13 protein-coding genes are annotated in these 16,282 nt (G+C 68.6%); 11 read left to right on the top strand and 2 right to left on the bottom strand.

Going from position 1 to position 16,282, the window contains the following annotated elements; all coding sequences use genetic code 11:
* Positions 1-53: 53 nt before the first annotated feature.
* Positions 54-1,805 carry a malto-oligosyltrehalose trehalohydrolase gene (treZ, locus tag HDC31_RS16605; protein WP_179516364.1) on the top strand — a complete coding sequence of 584 codons (1,752 nt, stop codon included), beginning with the start codon at positions 54-56 and terminating at the stop codon, positions 1,803-1,805.
* Between the two features lie 82 nt (positions 1,806-1,887).
* Here the strand turns inward: treZ and HDC31_RS16610 are convergent, their stop codons facing one another.
* Together HDC31_RS16610 and HDC31_RS16615 are read right to left on the bottom strand one after the other, a co-directional pair.
* Entirely contained in the window at positions 1,888-3,315 is a 1,428-nt protein-coding gene (locus tag HDC31_RS16610) for a CCA tRNA nucleotidyltransferase (protein WP_113680724.1), read from the bottom strand.
* Positions 3,316-3,517: 202 nt separating this feature from the next.
* Positions 3,518-3,853 carry a hypothetical protein gene (locus HDC31_RS16615; RefSeq protein ID WP_147251226.1) on the bottom strand — a complete coding sequence of 112 codons (336 nt, stop codon included), beginning with the start codon at positions 3,851-3,853 and terminating at the stop codon, positions 3,518-3,520.
* Positions 3,854-4,002: 149 nt separating this feature from the next.
* On the opposite strand from HDC31_RS16615, the gene HDC31_RS16620 reads away from it, so the two are divergent.
* The 10 genes from HDC31_RS16620 (at position 4,003) to HDC31_RS16665 (ending at position 16,280) form a co-directional block, all read left to right on the top strand.
* Positions 4,003-6,585: a fibronectin type III domain-containing protein gene (locus HDC31_RS16620; protein ID WP_179516365.1), complete on the top strand. Its 2,583-nt coding sequence runs from the start codon at positions 4,003-4,005 to the stop codon at positions 6,583-6,585.
* Positions 6,586-6,824: 239 nt separating this feature from the next.
* Positions 6,825-7,850 (top strand): Lrp/AsnC family transcriptional regulator, encoded by a 1,026-nt coding sequence (locus tag HDC31_RS16625; RefSeq protein ID WP_046748496.1) that lies wholly within the window; start codon positions 6,825-6,827, stop codon positions 7,848-7,850.
* A 115-nt stretch (positions 7,851-7,965) separates the two neighbouring features.
* Positions 7,966-9,456, top strand: coding sequence for an aldehyde dehydrogenase family protein (locus HDC31_RS16630; RefSeq protein WP_179516366.1), 1,491 nt, complete (start codon positions 7,966-7,968; stop codon positions 9,454-9,456).
* Positions 9,453-10,211, top strand: a complete 759-nt coding sequence (locus HDC31_RS16635; protein WP_179516367.1) for a gamma-glutamyl-gamma-aminobutyrate hydrolase family protein — start codon at positions 9,453-9,455, stop codon at positions 10,209-10,211. The genes HDC31_RS16630 and HDC31_RS16635 overlap by 4 nt, the downstream gene beginning before the upstream one ends.
* Positions 10,208-10,678: a DUF3830 family protein gene (locus tag HDC31_RS16640; protein WP_017829890.1), complete on the top strand. Its 471-nt coding sequence runs from the start codon at positions 10,208-10,210 to the stop codon at positions 10,676-10,678. Before HDC31_RS16635 ends, HDC31_RS16640 begins: the two co-directional genes overlap by 4 nt.
* A 41-nt stretch (positions 10,679-10,719) precedes the next feature.
* Positions 10,720-11,802: an ABC transporter substrate-binding protein gene (locus HDC31_RS16645; protein ID WP_046748494.1), complete on the top strand. Its 1,083-nt coding sequence runs from the start codon at positions 10,720-10,722 to the stop codon at positions 11,800-11,802.
* Complete coding sequence (locus HDC31_RS16650; RefSeq protein ID WP_046748493.1) at positions 11,799-12,626, top strand: ABC transporter permease; 828 nt, start codon at positions 11,799-11,801, stop codon at positions 12,624-12,626. Before HDC31_RS16645 ends, HDC31_RS16650 begins: the two co-directional genes overlap by 4 nt.
* A gap of 2 nt (positions 12,627-12,628) precedes the next feature.
* The gene (locus HDC31_RS16655) at positions 12,629-13,429 is read left to right on the top strand and encodes an ABC transporter permease (RefSeq protein WP_218867878.1); all 801 of its coding nucleotides are present in this window, start codon (positions 12,629-12,631) and stop codon (positions 13,427-13,429) included.
* The gene (locus HDC31_RS16660) at positions 13,429-14,472 is read left to right on the top strand and encodes an ABC transporter ATP-binding protein (protein ID WP_141368141.1); all 1,044 of its coding nucleotides are present in this window, start codon (positions 13,429-13,431) and stop codon (positions 14,470-14,472) included. The genes HDC31_RS16655 and HDC31_RS16660 overlap by 1 nt, the downstream gene beginning before the upstream one ends.
* 41 nt (positions 14,473-14,513) lie before the next feature.
* Positions 14,514-16,280 carry an alkaline phosphatase family protein gene (locus HDC31_RS16665; protein WP_113680656.1) on the top strand — a complete coding sequence of 589 codons (1,767 nt, stop codon included), beginning with the start codon at positions 14,514-14,516 and terminating at the stop codon, positions 16,278-16,280.
* The last annotated feature ends 2 nt before the right edge of the window (positions 16,281-16,282 follow it).

Here is a 16,282-nt window from a genome sequence, read left to right on the forward strand (position 1 = left end):
ACGGTGTCGGCGGGTATCGATGACGGCGGGGTGTCGATGACGGCGGGGTATCGATGATCGAGGTCTGGGCACCGAAGGCGAGCAGGGTGCGGCTGAGACGAACCTCTCGACACGGCAGCACGACGCAGACCGATCTCGATCCGACGTCAGGCGGATGGTGGCGAGCCGGCGACGAGCTCGAAACCGGCGAACGCTACGGGTTCGTCTTCGACGACGATCCCGAGCTGCGGCCGGATCCGCGCTCTCGCCGACAGCCCGACGGTGTGCACGCGGCATCCGCGGCGTTCGACGTCGGCGACTTCGCCTGGAGCGATGCGGGATGGGCGGGACGGCAGCTCGCCGGAGGCCTGGTCTACGAACTTCACCTCGGCACGTTCACGCCGGAGGGGACGCTCGACGCCGCGATCACGCGCCTGCCTCACCTGGTGCAGCTGGGGGTGACGCACGTCGAGCTGCTTCCGGTCAACGCCTTCAACGGGCGCTGGAACTGGGGCTACGACGGAGTGCTCTGGTACGCGGTGCACGAGGCGTACGGGGGCCCTGCCGCGTACCAGCGGTTCGTGGATGCCGCGCACGGGCACGGGCTCGCCGTGGTGCAGGACGTGGTCTACAACCACCTCGGTCCGAGCGGCAACTACCTGCCCCTGTTCGGCCCCTACCTGCGCGAGGGCGAGAGCACGGCGTGGGGCGACTCGGTCAACCTCGACGAACCGGCCGTGCGCGACTACATCATCGACAACGCCCTGATGTGGTTGCAGGACTTCCATGTCGACGGGCTGCGTCTCGATGCGGTGCATACTCTGCACGATCAGAGCCCTGTGCACATCCTCCGCGAACTCGCCGAACGCGTCGACGCGCTGTCGGTGCAGCTCGATCGTCCGCTCGCCCTGATCGCCGAGTCCGACCTCAACGATCCGACGCTCATCCTGCCCCGTGAGGCCGGTGGCTACGGCCTGACCGCGCAGTGGTCAGACGACTGGCACCACGCCGTCCATGTGGCCCTCACGGGGGAGACCGGCGGCTACTACGCCGACTTCGCCGCGGAGAATGCCCTGGCGAAGGTGACCGAGCACGGGTTCTTCCATGACGGCACGTTCTCGTCCTTCCGCGGACGTCCCCACGGCGCGCCGATCCCACCCGAAGTGCCGACGTGGCGACTCGTGACCTTCGCGCAGGACCACGATCAGGTGGGCAACCGCGCGGCAGGCGACCGCCTCTCCGCCACCCTCTCTCCGGATCGCCTGGCCGTCGCTGCGGTCCTGACCCTCACCGCCCCCGGCACTCCGATGCTCTTCATGGGCGAGGAGTGGGGTGCGTCCACCCCCTGGCAGTTCTTCACCTCGCACCCCGAACCCGAGCTCGGCCGCGCCGTCGCCGAGGGGCGGACCGCCGAGTTCGCCCGCATGGGGTGGGATCCGGATGCGGTGCCCGACCCACAGGACCCCGACACGTTCGCCCGCTCCCACCTCGACTGGAGCGAGCTCGACGATCCGGAGCACGCGCGGATGCTCGCCCTGTACCGCGACCTCGTGACGCTGCGAAGGGAGTGGCCCGCCCTCACCGACCCCGACTCCACGCACACCGCGGTGGAGGTCCGAGAGACCGACGGCACGCCCGAACGGCGGGTCTACCGCATCGACCGCGGAGACCTCTCCGTGGTGGTCAACCTCGCATCGACGTCGCAGGCGTTCGACGTGGGAGCCCGCACCAGGGTGCTGCTTTCCACGTCGGGGTTCCGTCGGGAGGACTCGCTCGTGACGCTGCCGCCCGACAGTGCAGCGATCGTGACCTCGCCCCTGGTCTGAGCCGCCACAGTGCGGCCACCACAGTGCGGCCACCACAGTGCGGCCACCGAGCGCGGTCACTGTGCGCGGTCACTGTGCGCGGTCAGTCGCGCGCAGCCCACCACTCGCGCAGTCGCTGCTCGGCGACGTCCGCACCGAGCACACCCTCGTCCAGGCGCAGGTCGAGCAGGAACCGATAGGCCTCACCGACCTCGCGGCCCGGTCCGATCCCGAGCACCTGCTGGATGCGGTTGCCGTCGAGCTCCGGGCGGATGGCGTCGAGCTCCTCCTGCTCGCGGAGCGCGGCGATGCGCGACTCGATGTCGTCGTACGCGCTCGCGAGACGGCCGGCCTTGCGCTTGTTCCGTGTGGTCACGTCGGCACGGGTGAGGATGTGCAGGCGTTCCAGCAGGTCGCCGGCGTCGCGCACGTAGCGGCGCACGGCTGCGTCCGTCCACGCCCCCTCGGCGTAGCCGAAGAAGCGCAGGTGCAGCTCGATGAGCGTGGCGACGGCGTTCGTGGTCTCGGTGTCGAAACGCAGCGCCTGCAGCCGCTTGCGCGCCATCCGCGCACCCACGACGTCGTGGTGGTGGAACGTGACGACGCCCCCGGCCTCGAGCTTGCGCGTGCGCGGCTTGCCGATGTCGTGCAGCAGCGCAGCGATGCGCAGCGGCACATCCGGTACGGCTCCGGGATGACGGGAGTGCTCGAGCTCGATGGCCTGGGCGAGCACGGTCAGCGAGTGCTCGTAGACATCCTTGTGGTGGTGGTGCTCGTCGACTTCGAGGCGCAGCTCGGTCACTTCGGGGAGGAACTCGTCGATCAGCCCGGTGTCCACCAGCACGCGGATGCCGCGCACCGGGTCGTCGGTCTGCATGAGGCGCACCAGCTCGGACTGGACGCGCTCGGGGCTGACGATCTTCAGCGTCTCGCGCAGCTCGGTGATCGCCGCGGCCGTCGCCTCCTCGACCTGGAAGCCGAGCTGGGCGCTGAAGCGAGCGGCGCGCAGCATCCGGAGCGGGTCGTCGCCGAACGACACCCGAGGATCCGCCGGCGTGCGCAGGACGCCGGCGATGAGGTCTTCTACCCCGCCGGTCGGGTCGACGAGCTTCACGGACGGCACCTGCAGCGCCATGGCGTTCACGGTGAAGTCGCGGCGCACGAGGTCGCCGTCGATGGTGTCGCCGAACTCCACGGTGGGCTTGCGGGTCACACCGTCGTAGCTGTCCGCGCGATAGGTCGTGATCTCGACCTGTTCACGCTGCACGCGCGCGCCGATCGTGCCGAACGCGCGACCGATGTCCCACTGCGCGGTGGAGATGGGCGTGACGATGGCCAGGATGTCGTCGGGGGACGCGTTCGTCGTGAAATCGAGATCGTGCGTGTCACGGCCGAGCAGGGCATCACGCACCGGACCGCCGACGACCGCGAGGTCGAAGCCCGCCTCCTCGAACGCCGTCGCCAGGGTGCGGACGACCGGGTTCTCGGCGAGCGCACCGAGACGAGCGAGGCCGTCAGCCATGTTGAGCATGGGTTCCAGCGTACCGGGGCGAGCCGTCCGTGCCGGGGCTGCCAACCGCCCCGGCCAAAACCCAGACCAACCGCCCGCGCGCCGGCGCGCCGCCCCTCGACACGCCGCTCCGCGCACAGTTGGTCTCCGTTTCGGCCGGGCGACGGGGCCTTCGGAGAACGACACATCAACGAGCGGTACGTCGGCGCAGATACTGAAAGGCTCAGGGCCACGCGTCAAGATCGAGTTCCTGCCGCGCGAAGTCATCGAGTTCCCGTCTGGTCCAACGGCGCATGGGGAACATCATGCTGACGAAGACAGTCATGAGCAGTGCGAGGATCGGGATCGCGATGCCTTCGGGGACAGCTTGCTCATTGAACGCGAGAAGCATCATCGCGCCCCACGGAAGCAAGAACGCGAGCGAGAACAGCGCCCACCTCACCATGATCCGGCGCCACAACCGCTGCCACGCCGGCCATTTCGTTCGATCTTCCAGTACCGCTGCCGGAGGTGAGGACGGGTCGAGTCGCCAGCGTCGCGGCTTCGCGGGATCGGACATGTGCACATCGTAGTGAGCATCGTTACACGAGCGTCGGTCGCGGAGTTCACCTTGCTGTCGCCAGGAGGTCAGCGCCCGGTCATCCCGCTTCGATGGGGTGGAGGCGCCCCGTGCGGCTGAGCACGGAAACCCCACCTCGAAGGACTGACATGACCTCCCTCACCCCTGCGGTGCGGTGGCGGCGTCGCGGACTGACGTCCGTCGCGCTCCTCGCCCTGCTCGGCGGCGCCGTCGTCGCCCCCGCGGCTCTTGCCGCCCCCGACCCCGAAGTGCCGACGAGCTCGCTGATCACCGGCGACACCGCCTGGCACTACCTCGACGACGGATCCGACCCGTCTCCCGCACCCGCAGCCCTCCGCGACTGGACCTTGCCTGCCTACGACGACAGCGCGTGGAAGACGGCTCCGGGCTCGTTCGGCGCCAAGGGCGGGAAGCTCGCACCGGTCGGCCCGCAGACGCCCAAGACCCTGCTCAACCACTACCTCGACGGCACGGCGGCCCCGACCGTGCCGACCTACTTCTTCCGCACGACGTTCGAGCTCGAGGCAGGCGTCGCCGAGCAGGTCGCCGCCCTGCAGAGCACCATCACCTACGACGACGCCATCATCGTTTGGATCAACGGCCAGGAGGTGGCCCGCTACGTCGACGGCAGGATCACCGACACCACCAGCGTCGAGTACGCGGGCGATGGCAACGGCGACCCGCTCACGAGCACGTTCAGCGCCGAGGGAACCCTGCTGCACGACGGCACCAACACGATCGCGGTGTCGCTGTTCCAGGACCGCGCGACCAGCTCCGACATCTTCTTCGACATGTCCGCGTTGACCCTCGTGAAGGCCTCCGCACCGGGCACCCCCGTCGTCGCGCCGCCGACGCGCGTCATCCTCACCCCGACCGAACAGCCGGCCGTCTCGCAGTCGTTCTCCTGGCTCGCAGGCGACGCCTCACACACGGTCGGACAGGTCGAGATCGCCCCGTCCGCCGGCGGAGAGACCCGCACGGTCGACGCGTACGACGCTGGTGTCGTGAACGGCAACCCGAACAAGCACTTCTCGGCGACGGTGACGGGTCTCACCGCTGCCACCGAGTACCGCTACCGCGTCGGCCTGCCCGGAAGCTGGAGCGACTGGTTCACCTTCCGCACCGCGGATCCGTCCGCGACCGACTTCCAGTTCATCTACTACGGCGACGCCCAGATCGGTCTGGACACCACGTGGCCGAGCGTCGTGAAGCAGGCCGAGGCGCAGGCTCCCCGCTCGATCGGCTCCGTGCACGCGGGTGACCTGATCAACACGTCGAGCAACGAGAACGAGTGGGTCAACTGGTTCAAGGGCATGAAGGATTCGGCCGTCCGTACGAACGTGATGGCCGCCCCCGGCAACCACGAGTACTCCGGCGACAAGCTGCTCACGGCGTGGAAGGCGGCGTTCGAGTACCCGCGCAACAACCCGTCGACCAGCTCCATCGGCGAACTGGCGAACCTGGCGAAGGGCGACTCCGAGGTCGCGCAGCAGTACCGCGCGTTCTTCGACCACTGGAGCTCGTTCGCCGCAGAGACCGCGTACTACACCGACTACCAGGGCGTGCGTTTCATCACCCTGAACGCCACTCGCGACACGACGTTCCTCACCCCGGCCGGCCTCCCGTCGTGCGCGGGGGCGGAGTGCCCCTCGTCGCAGATCGGCACCCTGTGGACGCGCTTCCAGGGTGCATGGCTCGACCTGCTGCTGCAGAACAGCCCGTCGAAGTGGAACGTCGTCACGTTCCACCAGCCCGTGTTCTCGGCCTCGGCCGGGCGCGATGAGCCCATCCTCCGCGCCGAGTGGCTGCCGGTCTTCCAGCGCAACGACATCGACCTGGTTCTCATGGGACACGACCACACGTACGCCCGCGGATACGTGAACACCGACGCGACCGAGACCCCCGGCCTCACCACGGGCCCGGTCTACGTCGTCTCGAACTCGGGCGCGAAGCACTACGACCTGGAGACGCCGGAGAAGAACGTCTGGACCAACAACGGCGCCACCCAGGTGCTGCGCGGTCAGGGCGTGACGACCTACCAGGTGATCGACGTCTCGAAGAATCAGCTGGTCTACCGGTCGTACCTGGCCGAGAAGCAGCCGGACGCCACGACGGACCTCCCCGTCGGTGCCGTCTACGACACGTTCACGGTGACCAAGTCGGATGCGGGCGAGAAGTGGGTGACCGAGGCCGGCGTCACACCTCCGGTCACCCCCGAGCCCGAGGCTCCGGCGAAGGTCGAACTCGGCGCGGCATCCGTGCAGGCCGGTGGCACGGTCACGGTGACGGGCAGCGGCTTCGCAGAGGGCGCTCAGCTGCGGCTCGAGCTGCGTTCCGACCCGGTGCAGCTGGGCACGGCCACCGCCGATGCGGACGGCTCGTTCCAGCGCACGGTGACCGTCCCGGCGAACACTCCGGCCGGTGCGCACACGCTCGCCGTGATCCAGCCCGACGGCACCGAGGTCACTGCAGCTCTGAGCGTCACGGCCGCGTCCGGTGGCGGAGCGACGACACCGGGCAACGGCGGCTCCGCAGGTAACGGCGGTTCCGCGGGCAACGGCGGCTCCGCAGGCGGCGACCTCGCCACCACGGGAGCCGACAGCCTTCCCTACATCGCCGCTGCCGTCGTGCTCCTCGCGGCGGGCCTCGGCCTGTTCGCGATGCGCCGCCGTCGCCGGCATGCCACGGTGGACACGACCGAGGCGGAGTAATCCGAGAGGGGCGTCGCCCGGGCCTCGACCCCGGGCGGCGCCCCTCTACCAGCCGCTGAAGCCGGCGAAAACCCAGATCCATGGGCTTGCACCCGGCGCGTCGCTCCGCGACACGCCCTGCGCTGCTCGGATCGTCTCCGTTTCCGCCCCAGCCGCCCCAGCCACCCAGCCCTCCCCGCCACGCGACGGCACCGCCGACTGAGATAACCTTCCACCGAGTCCCCGGTGAAGGAGAGCACGTGCCCGCGAACGATGTGATGGCCGACGAGACCGATCGGATCGTCGCCGCGGCTCTGCAGGTGAACGGCCGCGCGTCGTGGGGTGAGATCGCCCGCGTGGTCGACCTGCCCGAGCGCACGGTCGCCCGTCGAGGGCAACGGCTGCTCGACCGCGGACTGGTGCGGGTCTCCACATACGTCGACCCCGCCCGAGTGCTGCATGCCCGCGCAGTGCTCTTCCGCATCACGACGGAACCCCACGCGCTGTGGCAGGTCGCGCGCACCCTGGCCCGGCGCGCGGATGCCTCCTCGGTCTCGGTGCTCGAGGGCAGCAGCGACATCGCCGGGATGCTGCTCCCTCACGATGACGCCTCGATCCGCGAGCTGCTGTTCACCGACTTCCCCGAGCTCGAGGGCATCGACTCGATCAATGTCACGACGGTGCTGAAGTTCTTCCGGTCGGGGCACGACTGGCGTGCAGGGGTTCTCAGCGACGAGCAGGCCCGAATGCTCGACGAGTCCTCCGGCTCCGAGGTCGATCCCGCCGACTCCCTGAGTGAGGACGAGGAGGCCCTCATCCGACTGCTGCTCAAGGACGGTCGGATGCCGGTGGCTCAGCTCGCCCGCTCCCTGGGGCTGAACGTGACGACCACGCGGCGTCGCATGGAGTCCTTGAGCCGTCGAGGTCTCATGCATCCGCGCACCGAGGTCGTGCCGAGTCTGTTCGGACTGGGCCTCGAGGCGCTCGTGTGGCTTCGGGTGCCGATGGCGCGCCTCGAGAAGGTCGGCACGGCTCTGGCGGCCGCGCCCGAGGTCAAGTTCATCGCCGCCACCACGGGCACTTCACAGCTGCTCGCGAACGTGCTCGTGAAGGACGCCGATGAGTTCTACGACTTCCTCACGGGCCCGGCGGTGGCCGGTCACGAGGGCCTCGAAGTCGTGGAGTCGCTGGTGGTCATCACTCCGGTGCTGCGCGGATCGCTGATCGTCGATGAGGCACCCGAGGCGCTGGCCAACGATATGCCCACCGGCGCGATCCGCTTGTAGTCTGATTCTGTTACTGACATGTAACAAAATGGCGAGATCGTTCTTAACAGCTTGACCTAGTGGCGAAATAGAGCAAGTATCCTCTCCAGGGCCATCACCCCTGGAGAGGACCACCGTGTTCACGGCTACTGGAGACGATTGGGCGGATCGCGTCGCGACCCTGCCCCTGCGCACGCGCATGTTCATCGACGGCGTGTGGGAGGAGGGCTCGGCTGCACCCCTCATCCCGGTGAGCCCCCGTGACGGTCGTGCCCTTCCGCCGATCAGCACCGCATCCGTCGCCGACGTCGACCGCGCCGTCCGGTCGGCTCGCACGGCCTTCGACTCGGGCGCCTGGTCGCGCATCGCCCCCAGGGAGCGTGGCCAGCTGCTGATCGCCTTCGCGCAGAAGATCCACGACAACGCCGAAGAACTCGCCCTCACGATCTCCCTCGAGATGGGCAAGCCCGTGCGCGAGGCGCTGCAGACCGAGCTCCGCGCCGTCGTCAACTGCTTCCGCTGGTACGGCGAGGCGGCAGACAAGGTGCTCGACGAGCTGCCCGTCACCGCCCCGAACAGCCTCGCGCTCGTCACCCGCGAACCGGCCGGCGTCGTCGCGGCCGTCGTGCCGTGGAACTTCCCCCTGACCATGACCGCCTGGAAGCTCGCCCCGGCACTCGCGGTCGGCAACAGCGTGGTGCTCAAGCCTGCGGAGCACACGACCTTCTCCGCACTCCGGTTGGCCGAGCTCGCCCACGAGGCCGGCATCCCCGCCGGTGTGCTCAACGTCACACCGGGCACCGGGCAGGTCGCCGGTCGCGCACTCGGCGAGCACCACGACGTCGACGTCGTCACCTTCACCGGCTCACCCGAGGTCGGCCGCATGTTCCTCGGCTACTCGGCCGCGTCGAACGGCAAGCGCGTCTGGCCCGAGCTCGGCGGCAAGACCGCGAGCCTGGTGCTGCCGGACGCCGATCTCGAGCGTGCTGTCCGCGCCACCGCGGACGGCTGCTTCTACAACCAGGGCCAGATGTGCACGGCATCCTCTCGGCTGCTCGTACCGCGTTCCCAGCGCGACCTCGCCCTGGAGATCGCCGCCGAGGTCGCCCGCACGAGCCTTCCCGCCGACCCGTTCGACGTGTCCACCTCGATGGGGGCGATCGTGAGCGAGAAGCAGCTCGCGGGCATCGCGGGCTTCGTCGAGCGCGCCCAGGCCGAGGGCGCGGAGCTGGCCGCCGGCAGCGCCGAGCGATTCCAGGCCGTCGACGGCGGCAGCTACTTCGCCCCCGTCGTGCTCGGCGTCACGCCCGCGCACGAGGTGGCCCGGCGCGAGGTCTTCGGACCCGTGCTCTCGGTCATCGCCTACGACGACGTGGAAGACGCGCTCGCCATCGCCAACGGCACCGAGTACGGCCTCGCCGCGGCGCTCTGGAGCAACGATCTGAACGCCGTCCACACCCTCTCTCGGCGGCTCCGGGCTGGCGTGGTCTGGGTCAACTGCTTCGAGGAGGGCGACATGACGATCCCCTTCGGCGGCGTCAAGGGGTCGGGCTTCGGACGGGATAAGAGCCTGCACGCCCTCGAGAAGTTCACCGACCTGAAGACCACGTGGATCGAGCTCTCGTGACCCGCCCGTTCATCGGCATCACCACCTGGCGCCGTTCCATCGACACCGACCTGGGCAGCGGTCGCCCGGCGCACACCCTCGGCACCGAGTACGCCTCTCCCGTCGAGGCGGCCGGCGGTGCGGTCGTGCTGCTGCCTCCCACGGCGGGGGTCGACGAGGTGCTCGACCGCATCGACGGGCTCGTGCTCTCCGGCGGCGAGGACGTGCACCCCTCCCGCTACGGTGCCGAGCCGCAGGAGGGGAAGAACTACGACCCCTCCCGCGACGGCTATGAGATCGCGCTCGCACTCGGTGCTCGGCGCCGGGGGATCCCCGTCCTGGCGATCTGCCGCGGGCTCCAGGTGAGCAACATCGCCTTCGGGGGCACACTCCTCGTCGACATCCCGGCCACCGAGCACCACGAGCCGGTGCGCGGCGCCGACCAGCAGCTCGCGGCGCGGCACCCGGTCCTCCTCGCGGAGGACAGTCGCCTCGCCTCGCTCTACGGCACCCGACAGCGGACCGTGAACACCATCCACCACCAGTCGATCGACGCCCCCGCACCCGGCCTCCGCCCGGTCGCCTGGGCACCGGACGGGATCGTCGAAGCAGTGGAGGCCGACGGCGACTGGCCGTTCTGGGCTGTGCAGTGGCACCCCGAGAAGATGATCGCCCCCGATGAGGCCGCAGAGGAGATGCCGCTGTTCGCGGCGTTCGTCTCGGCCGCCCGTGAAAGAGCAGCGGAACACCCCGCGGCAGAGAAAGGAACACGATGACCAAGCAGGTCTTCCTCGAGTACGAGAACGGCGTCCGCGCCGTCGCCACCCTGTTCGAGGACCTCGCCCCTCGCACGTGCGAGGCCATGTGGGGTGCGCTGGAGAAGCCGGTCACCATGCAGGCGATGCACGCCATGTACGCGGGCCCCGAGGTCATGGTCGGCCTTCCCGAGGAGGCGCAGAACTTCGACCCCGAGAAGGTACCGTTCGAGAACCAGCAGGTCGTGCCGGCGCCGGGTGACCTGCAGTGGTACTGGCAGCGTCCGATGCAGATGGGCGGCCTGCCGTTCGAGTGGTACGAGATCGGCGTCTTCTACGATCGTGGTGCCCGTACTCTCGGCCCGCTCGGATGGACACCCGTCAACATCTGGGGCGGCATCACCGAAGGACTCGCCGAGTTCGCCAAGGAGAGCGCGGCCATCCGCATCGACGGAGCGAAGCAGCTCACCATCGGACGCCTGGTCTAAGGCGTTCACTCAGTGCTGGACCCATCCCGAAGGAGCAGTGCATGAATACCCGAAGAATCCTCACCGCCGGAGCGCTCGTCGCCACCGGTGCCCTCGTCCTCGCCGGATGCTCGACCGGTGACGACACCGCAGCGTCAGGCGGCGACAAGGAGTTCGCCGGCGAGACCATCGTGGTCACGTCGTTCGGCGGCGACTGGGAGAAGGCCTTCATCGAGGCCGTCGTCGATCCCTTCGAGGAGGAGACCGGCGCCAAGGTCGAGCTGATCACGCTGTACAGCGCCGACGCCCTCGCGCAGGTCACCGCCCAGAAGGCGAGCCCGCAGATCGATGTCGTGCACTTCTCCGGCGGGCAGGAATTCACCGCTGCGGAGCAGGGGCTCATCGCCCCGATCGCCGCGGATGACCTCTCCGAGACCGGCGACCTGATCGACCTGGCGACCGCCGGGCTCGAGCGCGGTGAAGGCCCGGTCATCCAGCTCGCACCGATCGGACTCGTCTACAACACCGAGGCCGACGCTCCTGCGCCCACCTCGTGGCTCGACCTGTTCGACGAGGCCTACGCCGGTCACGTCGCACTCACGGACTTCTCGAACACGTACGGCGTGCTCTCGATGCTCCGTGTCGCGGACGCCCTCGGCGGCGGGATCGACGACACCTCGCAGGCGATCACCGACCTGGGTGCGCTGGCGTCGTCGGGTGACGCGATCGTCGTCCCGACCTCGCCCGATCTGCAGACCGCGTTCGCACAGCGCGACACGTGGCTCGCACCGTACGCGATGGACTACGCCGGCACGCTGCAGGACGCGGGCCTTCCGGTGGAGTTCATCGTCCCGGAAGAGGGCGTCACCGCCTCTCTGATCACGGCGAACGTGGTCGAAGGCCGGGACAACCCCGACCTCGCGAAGCTCTTCATCGATTTCGAACTGCGCCCCGAAGCGCAGGCCGTCTTCGCGGAGAACATGCGGTACTCGCCGGTCAACACCAAGACCGAGCTCTCCGACGAAGCCGCTGACAACGTGCTGACGGGCGACGAGCTCGAGACGGTCGTCGTCTACGCTCCCGGCGACGTCGCGGCTTCGCGACCGGCCTGGACCGATGAGTGGAATGCGCTGATCACCAAATGAGTGTGCGAACCCGTAGGGAGCCCTGGCTCCTGCTCCTGCCGGCGATCGTGCTGCTCGCGCTCGCCTTCGTCACCCCGGTGGCCGGCATGCTCCTCATGAGCGTGCAGTCGTCGGCAGGCGGGTTCACCCTCGACAACTTCACCCGGTTGTTCACGAGTGAATATCACCTCCAGGCGGCGCTCCGTTCGCTCCGCCTGGGGGTGATCCAGACGGTGATCACGCTGATCATCGCCATCCCGCTCTCCTACGTCATGGCACGCGCCGGCTCGAAGGTGCGCTCCTTCCTGCTGATCGTCGTCATCCTGCCCCTCATGACCAGCGTCGTGGTCCGCACGTTCGGCTGGGTGGTCCTGATGGGCCCGTCAGGGCTGCTGATGAAGATCCCCGGGGCCGAGTTCCTCGTGGGGGGCACACAGGGCTTCCTCGGCACCGAGACCGGCGTCGTGATCGCGATGGTCCAGGTGCTCCTGCCGTTCGCGGTGCTCAGCATCCTTGGCGTGATCTCGGGTATCCGCCCGCAGCTCGAAGAAGCCGCACGCACCCTCGGCGCCGGGTTCTGGCGCACGCTGTGGCACGTCGTCCTCCCCCTCGCGATCCCCGGCATCGTGGCCGGCGCCTCACTCGTGTTCGTCCTCTCGGTGAGCTCGTTCATCACCCCGCGCTTCATCGGCGGAGCGCAGATCCCGGTGTTCGCCCAGACGATCTACATCGATGCGACCACCAACCTCGACTGGTCGTTCGCGGCCGCGCAGGCCGTGCTGCTGTTCGCCGGGGTCATGCTCGTGCTCGCGGCCACGTCCCGACTCGGGAAGCAGAAGGTGTGACCATGGTCCGTTCCGTTCCTATCCTCGGCAGGGTCCTCGCCATCATCCTCGGCGTCGTCGTGACGCTCTACATGCTCGTGCCGCTCATGGTGGTCGCCGGTGCCTCCATCGGAGAGAACCGCTTCCTGACATTCCCCGGTCAGGGCTTCACCCTCGACTGGTACGTCGAGGCGCTCACCTCCGACACCTACCTCGAGCCGTTCCGGTTGAGCCTGCTGGTCGGCGTCACGGTCGCGATCGTCGCCGCCTCCATCGGCACCGCGGCGGCGCTCGCGCTCACGCGCTTCAAGGTTCCCGGCGGTGCCGCCATCCAGGGTCTGCTGATGTCGCCGCTGACGATCCCCACGATCATCCTCGCGATCGGGGCGCTGTCCATCTCGTCCCTCACGATCGGGGCGCCGAACGTGGGTGTGCTGATCGCGATCCATGTGGTGATCGCCATCCCCTACGTCATGCGCACCGTGACCGGGGTGATGACCCGCGCCGACCACTTCACGGAAGAGGCGGCGCGCACCCTCGGCGCCAGCACCTGGAATCGCTATCGCCTGGTCGTGCTCCCCATCGCCCGTCCCGGTATCGCGGCCGGCGCCTTCTTCGCCTTCAACATCTCGTTCGACGATGCGGTCATCGCCCTCTTCCTGCGCACCCCGCAGCTGGAGACGCTGCCCATCGCCATCTACGGCCAGCTGGAGTTCAGCACGTCGCCCACCGTGGCGGCCGTCTCGACCCTGATGGTCCTGCTCACCGTCGTCCTCATGATCGTGCTCGAACGCATCATCGGCCTGGGAAGGTTGTTCGTCTGATGACAACACTCACCATCACCTCACTCACCAAGGACTTCAAGGGGACCTCGGTGCTCAAGGGCATCGATCTCTCCATGCAGTCCGGAGAGTTCGTTTCCCTGCTCGGCCCCTCGGGGTGCGGGAAGACGACGCTGCTGCGTTGCATCGCGGGCCTCGAGTCGCCGACGAGCGGAACGATCGAGATCGCGGGGCAGGATGTGACCAAGCTCCCGCCCGAGAAGCGGCACCTCGGCATGATGTTCCAGAGCTATGCGCTCTTCCCGCACATGAGCGTCGCCGAGAACGTGCGCTTCGGCCTGCGGATGTCCGGCGAGAAGTCGAAGGCCGAGCAGAAGGAGCTCGCCGTGCGGGCGCTGGAGCGCGTGCAGATGGGCCACCTCGCCGATCGGATGCCTGCGCAGCTCTCGGGCGGACAGCAGCAGCGCGTGGCTCTGGCCCGTGCCATCGCGTTCGAGCCCCGCGTACTGCTGCTCGACGAGCCGCTGTCGAACCTCGACGCCCGTCTGCGTGAGGACATGCAGGTCGAGCTGAAGGAACTGCACCGCACGCTCGGGCTCACGACCGTGTTCGTCACGCACGACCAGGAGGAGGCGATGAGCCTCTCCGACCGCATCGTGCTCATGAACGCGGGCGTGATCGAGCAGGAGGGCGCACCCGCCGAGCTCTACGGTGCTCCCCGCACCCCCTTCGCCGCGGACTTCATCGGCGCGGCGAACCTGCTTCCGGCGACCCGTTCCGGAGCGGTGGCCACCCTCGACGGCACCACGATCCAGGTGCCGATGACCGGCGCCGGTCCCGATGGAGCGGGAGAAGTGGTGCTCCGCCAGGAGGACCTGCGCCTCTCCCCCGTCGTGGGTGCGGATGCCCCGGTGAGCGTCGAGGTCGTCGCGCACGTCTACCGCGGCGCCGACATCGTCTACATCGTGGAGCTTGCGGGTAAGCGGATGCGCGTCGTCCGCCCGCGGCACGAGGAGCCGATCCCTGAGGGTAGGGCCGGTCTGGGCTGGCGCGACGGCGCCGTGCTCTGGATCGCCGCCGCCTAGTCCTCCCTACGGCAACCGTCCCGCGGTCGTAGGATCGCGACATGGCCGAAGAAGAGTCCCCCTCCCCCGATGCTCCCCGCGATGCTTCCCGCCGGGGATTCTTCAAGGTCGGCGGAGCAGCTCTCGCGGGCGCGGTCGTCGGCGGCGCGGGTGGGGCAGCGATCGGCGCGTCGATCGCCGGCAATGCACGTGACGGCTTCGTGGCCGACGCCGACCCCTTCGCCGCCCTCACTCCGCGCAGCGAGCCGGGGTTCGACCATCTCGTGGTCGTGATGGGCGAGAACCGCTCGTTCGACAACCTGCTCGGCTACCTCTACTCGAAGCAGACCCTGCCGCAGGGTGAGACGTTCGAGGGGCTCGACTTCGGCTCGTACAGCAACACCTCGTCCCATGGCACGGTCGTCGATGCACACGTGTACACCGGTGACACCGACCGGATCATGAGCCTCCCCGACCCGGATCCGGGCGAGGAGTATCCGCACGTCAACACGCAGATCTTCGGCACGGTCGACCCGAAGACCAACGCCGACCTCTTCGTCGACGAGATGACCGCCCCCTTCAACGCCCCAACCCACGGCGAGAAGGCGACGATGTCGGGGTTTCTCGAGGACTACATCATCAACTTCCGGCGACTACGCAAGGGCGTCGACCCGAAGCCCGAAGAGGCGGCGCACATCATGGGCTCGTTCTCGCCCGAGATGCTGCCCGTCCTGTCCACGCTTGCCTCGGAGTTCGCGGTGTTCGACCATTGGTATGCCGGCGTTCCCTCCCAGACCTTCTGCAACCGCTCGTTCTTCCACGCCTCCACGTCTCACGGCTTCGTGACCAATCAGGCCGGCGGCGGCTACCGGAAATGGCTGGATGCGCCGGCCGCGCCGACGGTGTTCAATCGGCTCGAGGACGAGAAGGTGAGCTGGAAGATCTACATCGACAAGCTCCAGCTCGTCTCGTTCACGGGGATGCTGCATGCCGCGGTGCTGGAGAAGTACTGGCGTACCGACCATTTCGGCACGATGGAGGACTTCTACGCCGAGGCGAAGGCCGGCACCCTCCCCGCCTACGCCTTCATCGAGCCGCGGATGGTCTACGACCACAACGACTTCCATCCGCCCTTCGGGTCGCCGCGTGAGAGCGAGGTCGACGGCGAGCCCGTGTTCGACAGCGCGATCTCGGATGTGCGGGCGGGCGACAGGCTCATCCACGACATCTACGAGGCGGTGCGCACGAGTGCCTCCCCGAAGGGGTCGAACGCCGTCAACACTCTGCTGCTCATCACGTTCGACGAGCACGGCGGCTGCTACGACCACGTGCCGCCGCCCGCCGTGACGAAGCCCACCCCCGATACCGGGCCGGGCGAGATGGGCTTCACGTTCGATCGACTGGGCTGCCGTGTCCCGGCCATCGCGGTGTCGGCCTACACGAAGCGGGGCAGCATCATCCACGACGAGATGCATCACGGCTCGGTGACCGCCACCCTCTCGCGCCTGCACGGACTCAAGCCGCTCAACGACCGGGACGCGTCGGCGAACACTCTCCTGAACGTGGTGAATCTCGACAAACCCCGGCACCCGTCCGACTGGCCGGTGACCACGCCCGCGTACACGCCTCCGAATCCGGAGGACACGGCACCCCAGCCCGGTGAGAAGGATCAGCTGAAGCCGCTCACTCCGCCCGCACGCGGACTGCTCGGCCTGCTCCTCGCGCGCTACGGGAAACCTGGGGAGCCGGAACCGGAGACCTTCGCCGACGCCTACAAGCTCCTCCACGAGCACGGCGAAGAGCTGTTCGGACCGCCCGAGGGCAGCTGACC

It is taken from the genome of Microbacterium sp. JAI119 (assembly GCF_013410135.1).
GTDB lineage: Bacteria > Actinomycetota > Actinomycetes > Actinomycetales > Microbacteriaceae > Microbacterium > Microbacterium oxydans.

Bases quoted from the DNA above. Each gene is read 5' to 3' on its own strand.
- HDC31_RS16645 (WP_046748494.1), top strand. From the start codon at position 10,720: ATGAATACCCGAAGAATCCTCACCGCCGGAGCGCTCGTCGCCACCGGT.
- HDC31_RS16620 (WP_179516365.1), top strand. From the start codon at position 4,003: ATGACCTCCCTCACCCCTGCGGTGCGGTGGCGGCGTCGCGGACTGACG.
- HDC31_RS16640 (WP_017829890.1), top strand. From the start codon at position 10,208: ATGACCAAGCAGGTCTTCCTCGAGTACGAGAACGGCGTCCGCGCCGTC.
- HDC31_RS16615 (WP_147251226.1), bottom strand. From the start codon at position 3,853: ATGTCCGATCCCGCGAAGCCGCGACGCTGGCGACTCGACCCGTCCTCA.
- HDC31_RS16655 (WP_218867878.1), top strand. From the start codon at position 12,629: ATGGTCCGTTCCGTTCCTATCCTCGGCAGGGTCCTCGCCATCATCCTC.
- HDC31_RS16665 (WP_113680656.1), top strand. From the start codon at position 14,514: ATGGCCGAAGAAGAGTCCCCCTCCCCCGATGCTCCCCGCGATGCTTCC.
- HDC31_RS16610 (WP_113680724.1), bottom strand. From the start codon at position 3,315: ATGCTCAACATGGCTGACGGCCTCGCTCGTCTCGGTGCGCTCGCCGAG.
- HDC31_RS16660 (WP_141368141.1), top strand. From the start codon at position 13,429: ATGACAACACTCACCATCACCTCACTCACCAAGGACTTCAAGGGGACC.
- treZ (WP_179516364.1), top strand. From the start codon at position 54: ATGATCGAGGTCTGGGCACCGAAGGCGAGCAGGGTGCGGCTGAGACGA.
- HDC31_RS16650 (WP_046748493.1), top strand. From the start codon at position 11,799: ATGAGTGTGCGAACCCGTAGGGAGCCCTGGCTCCTGCTCCTGCCGGCG.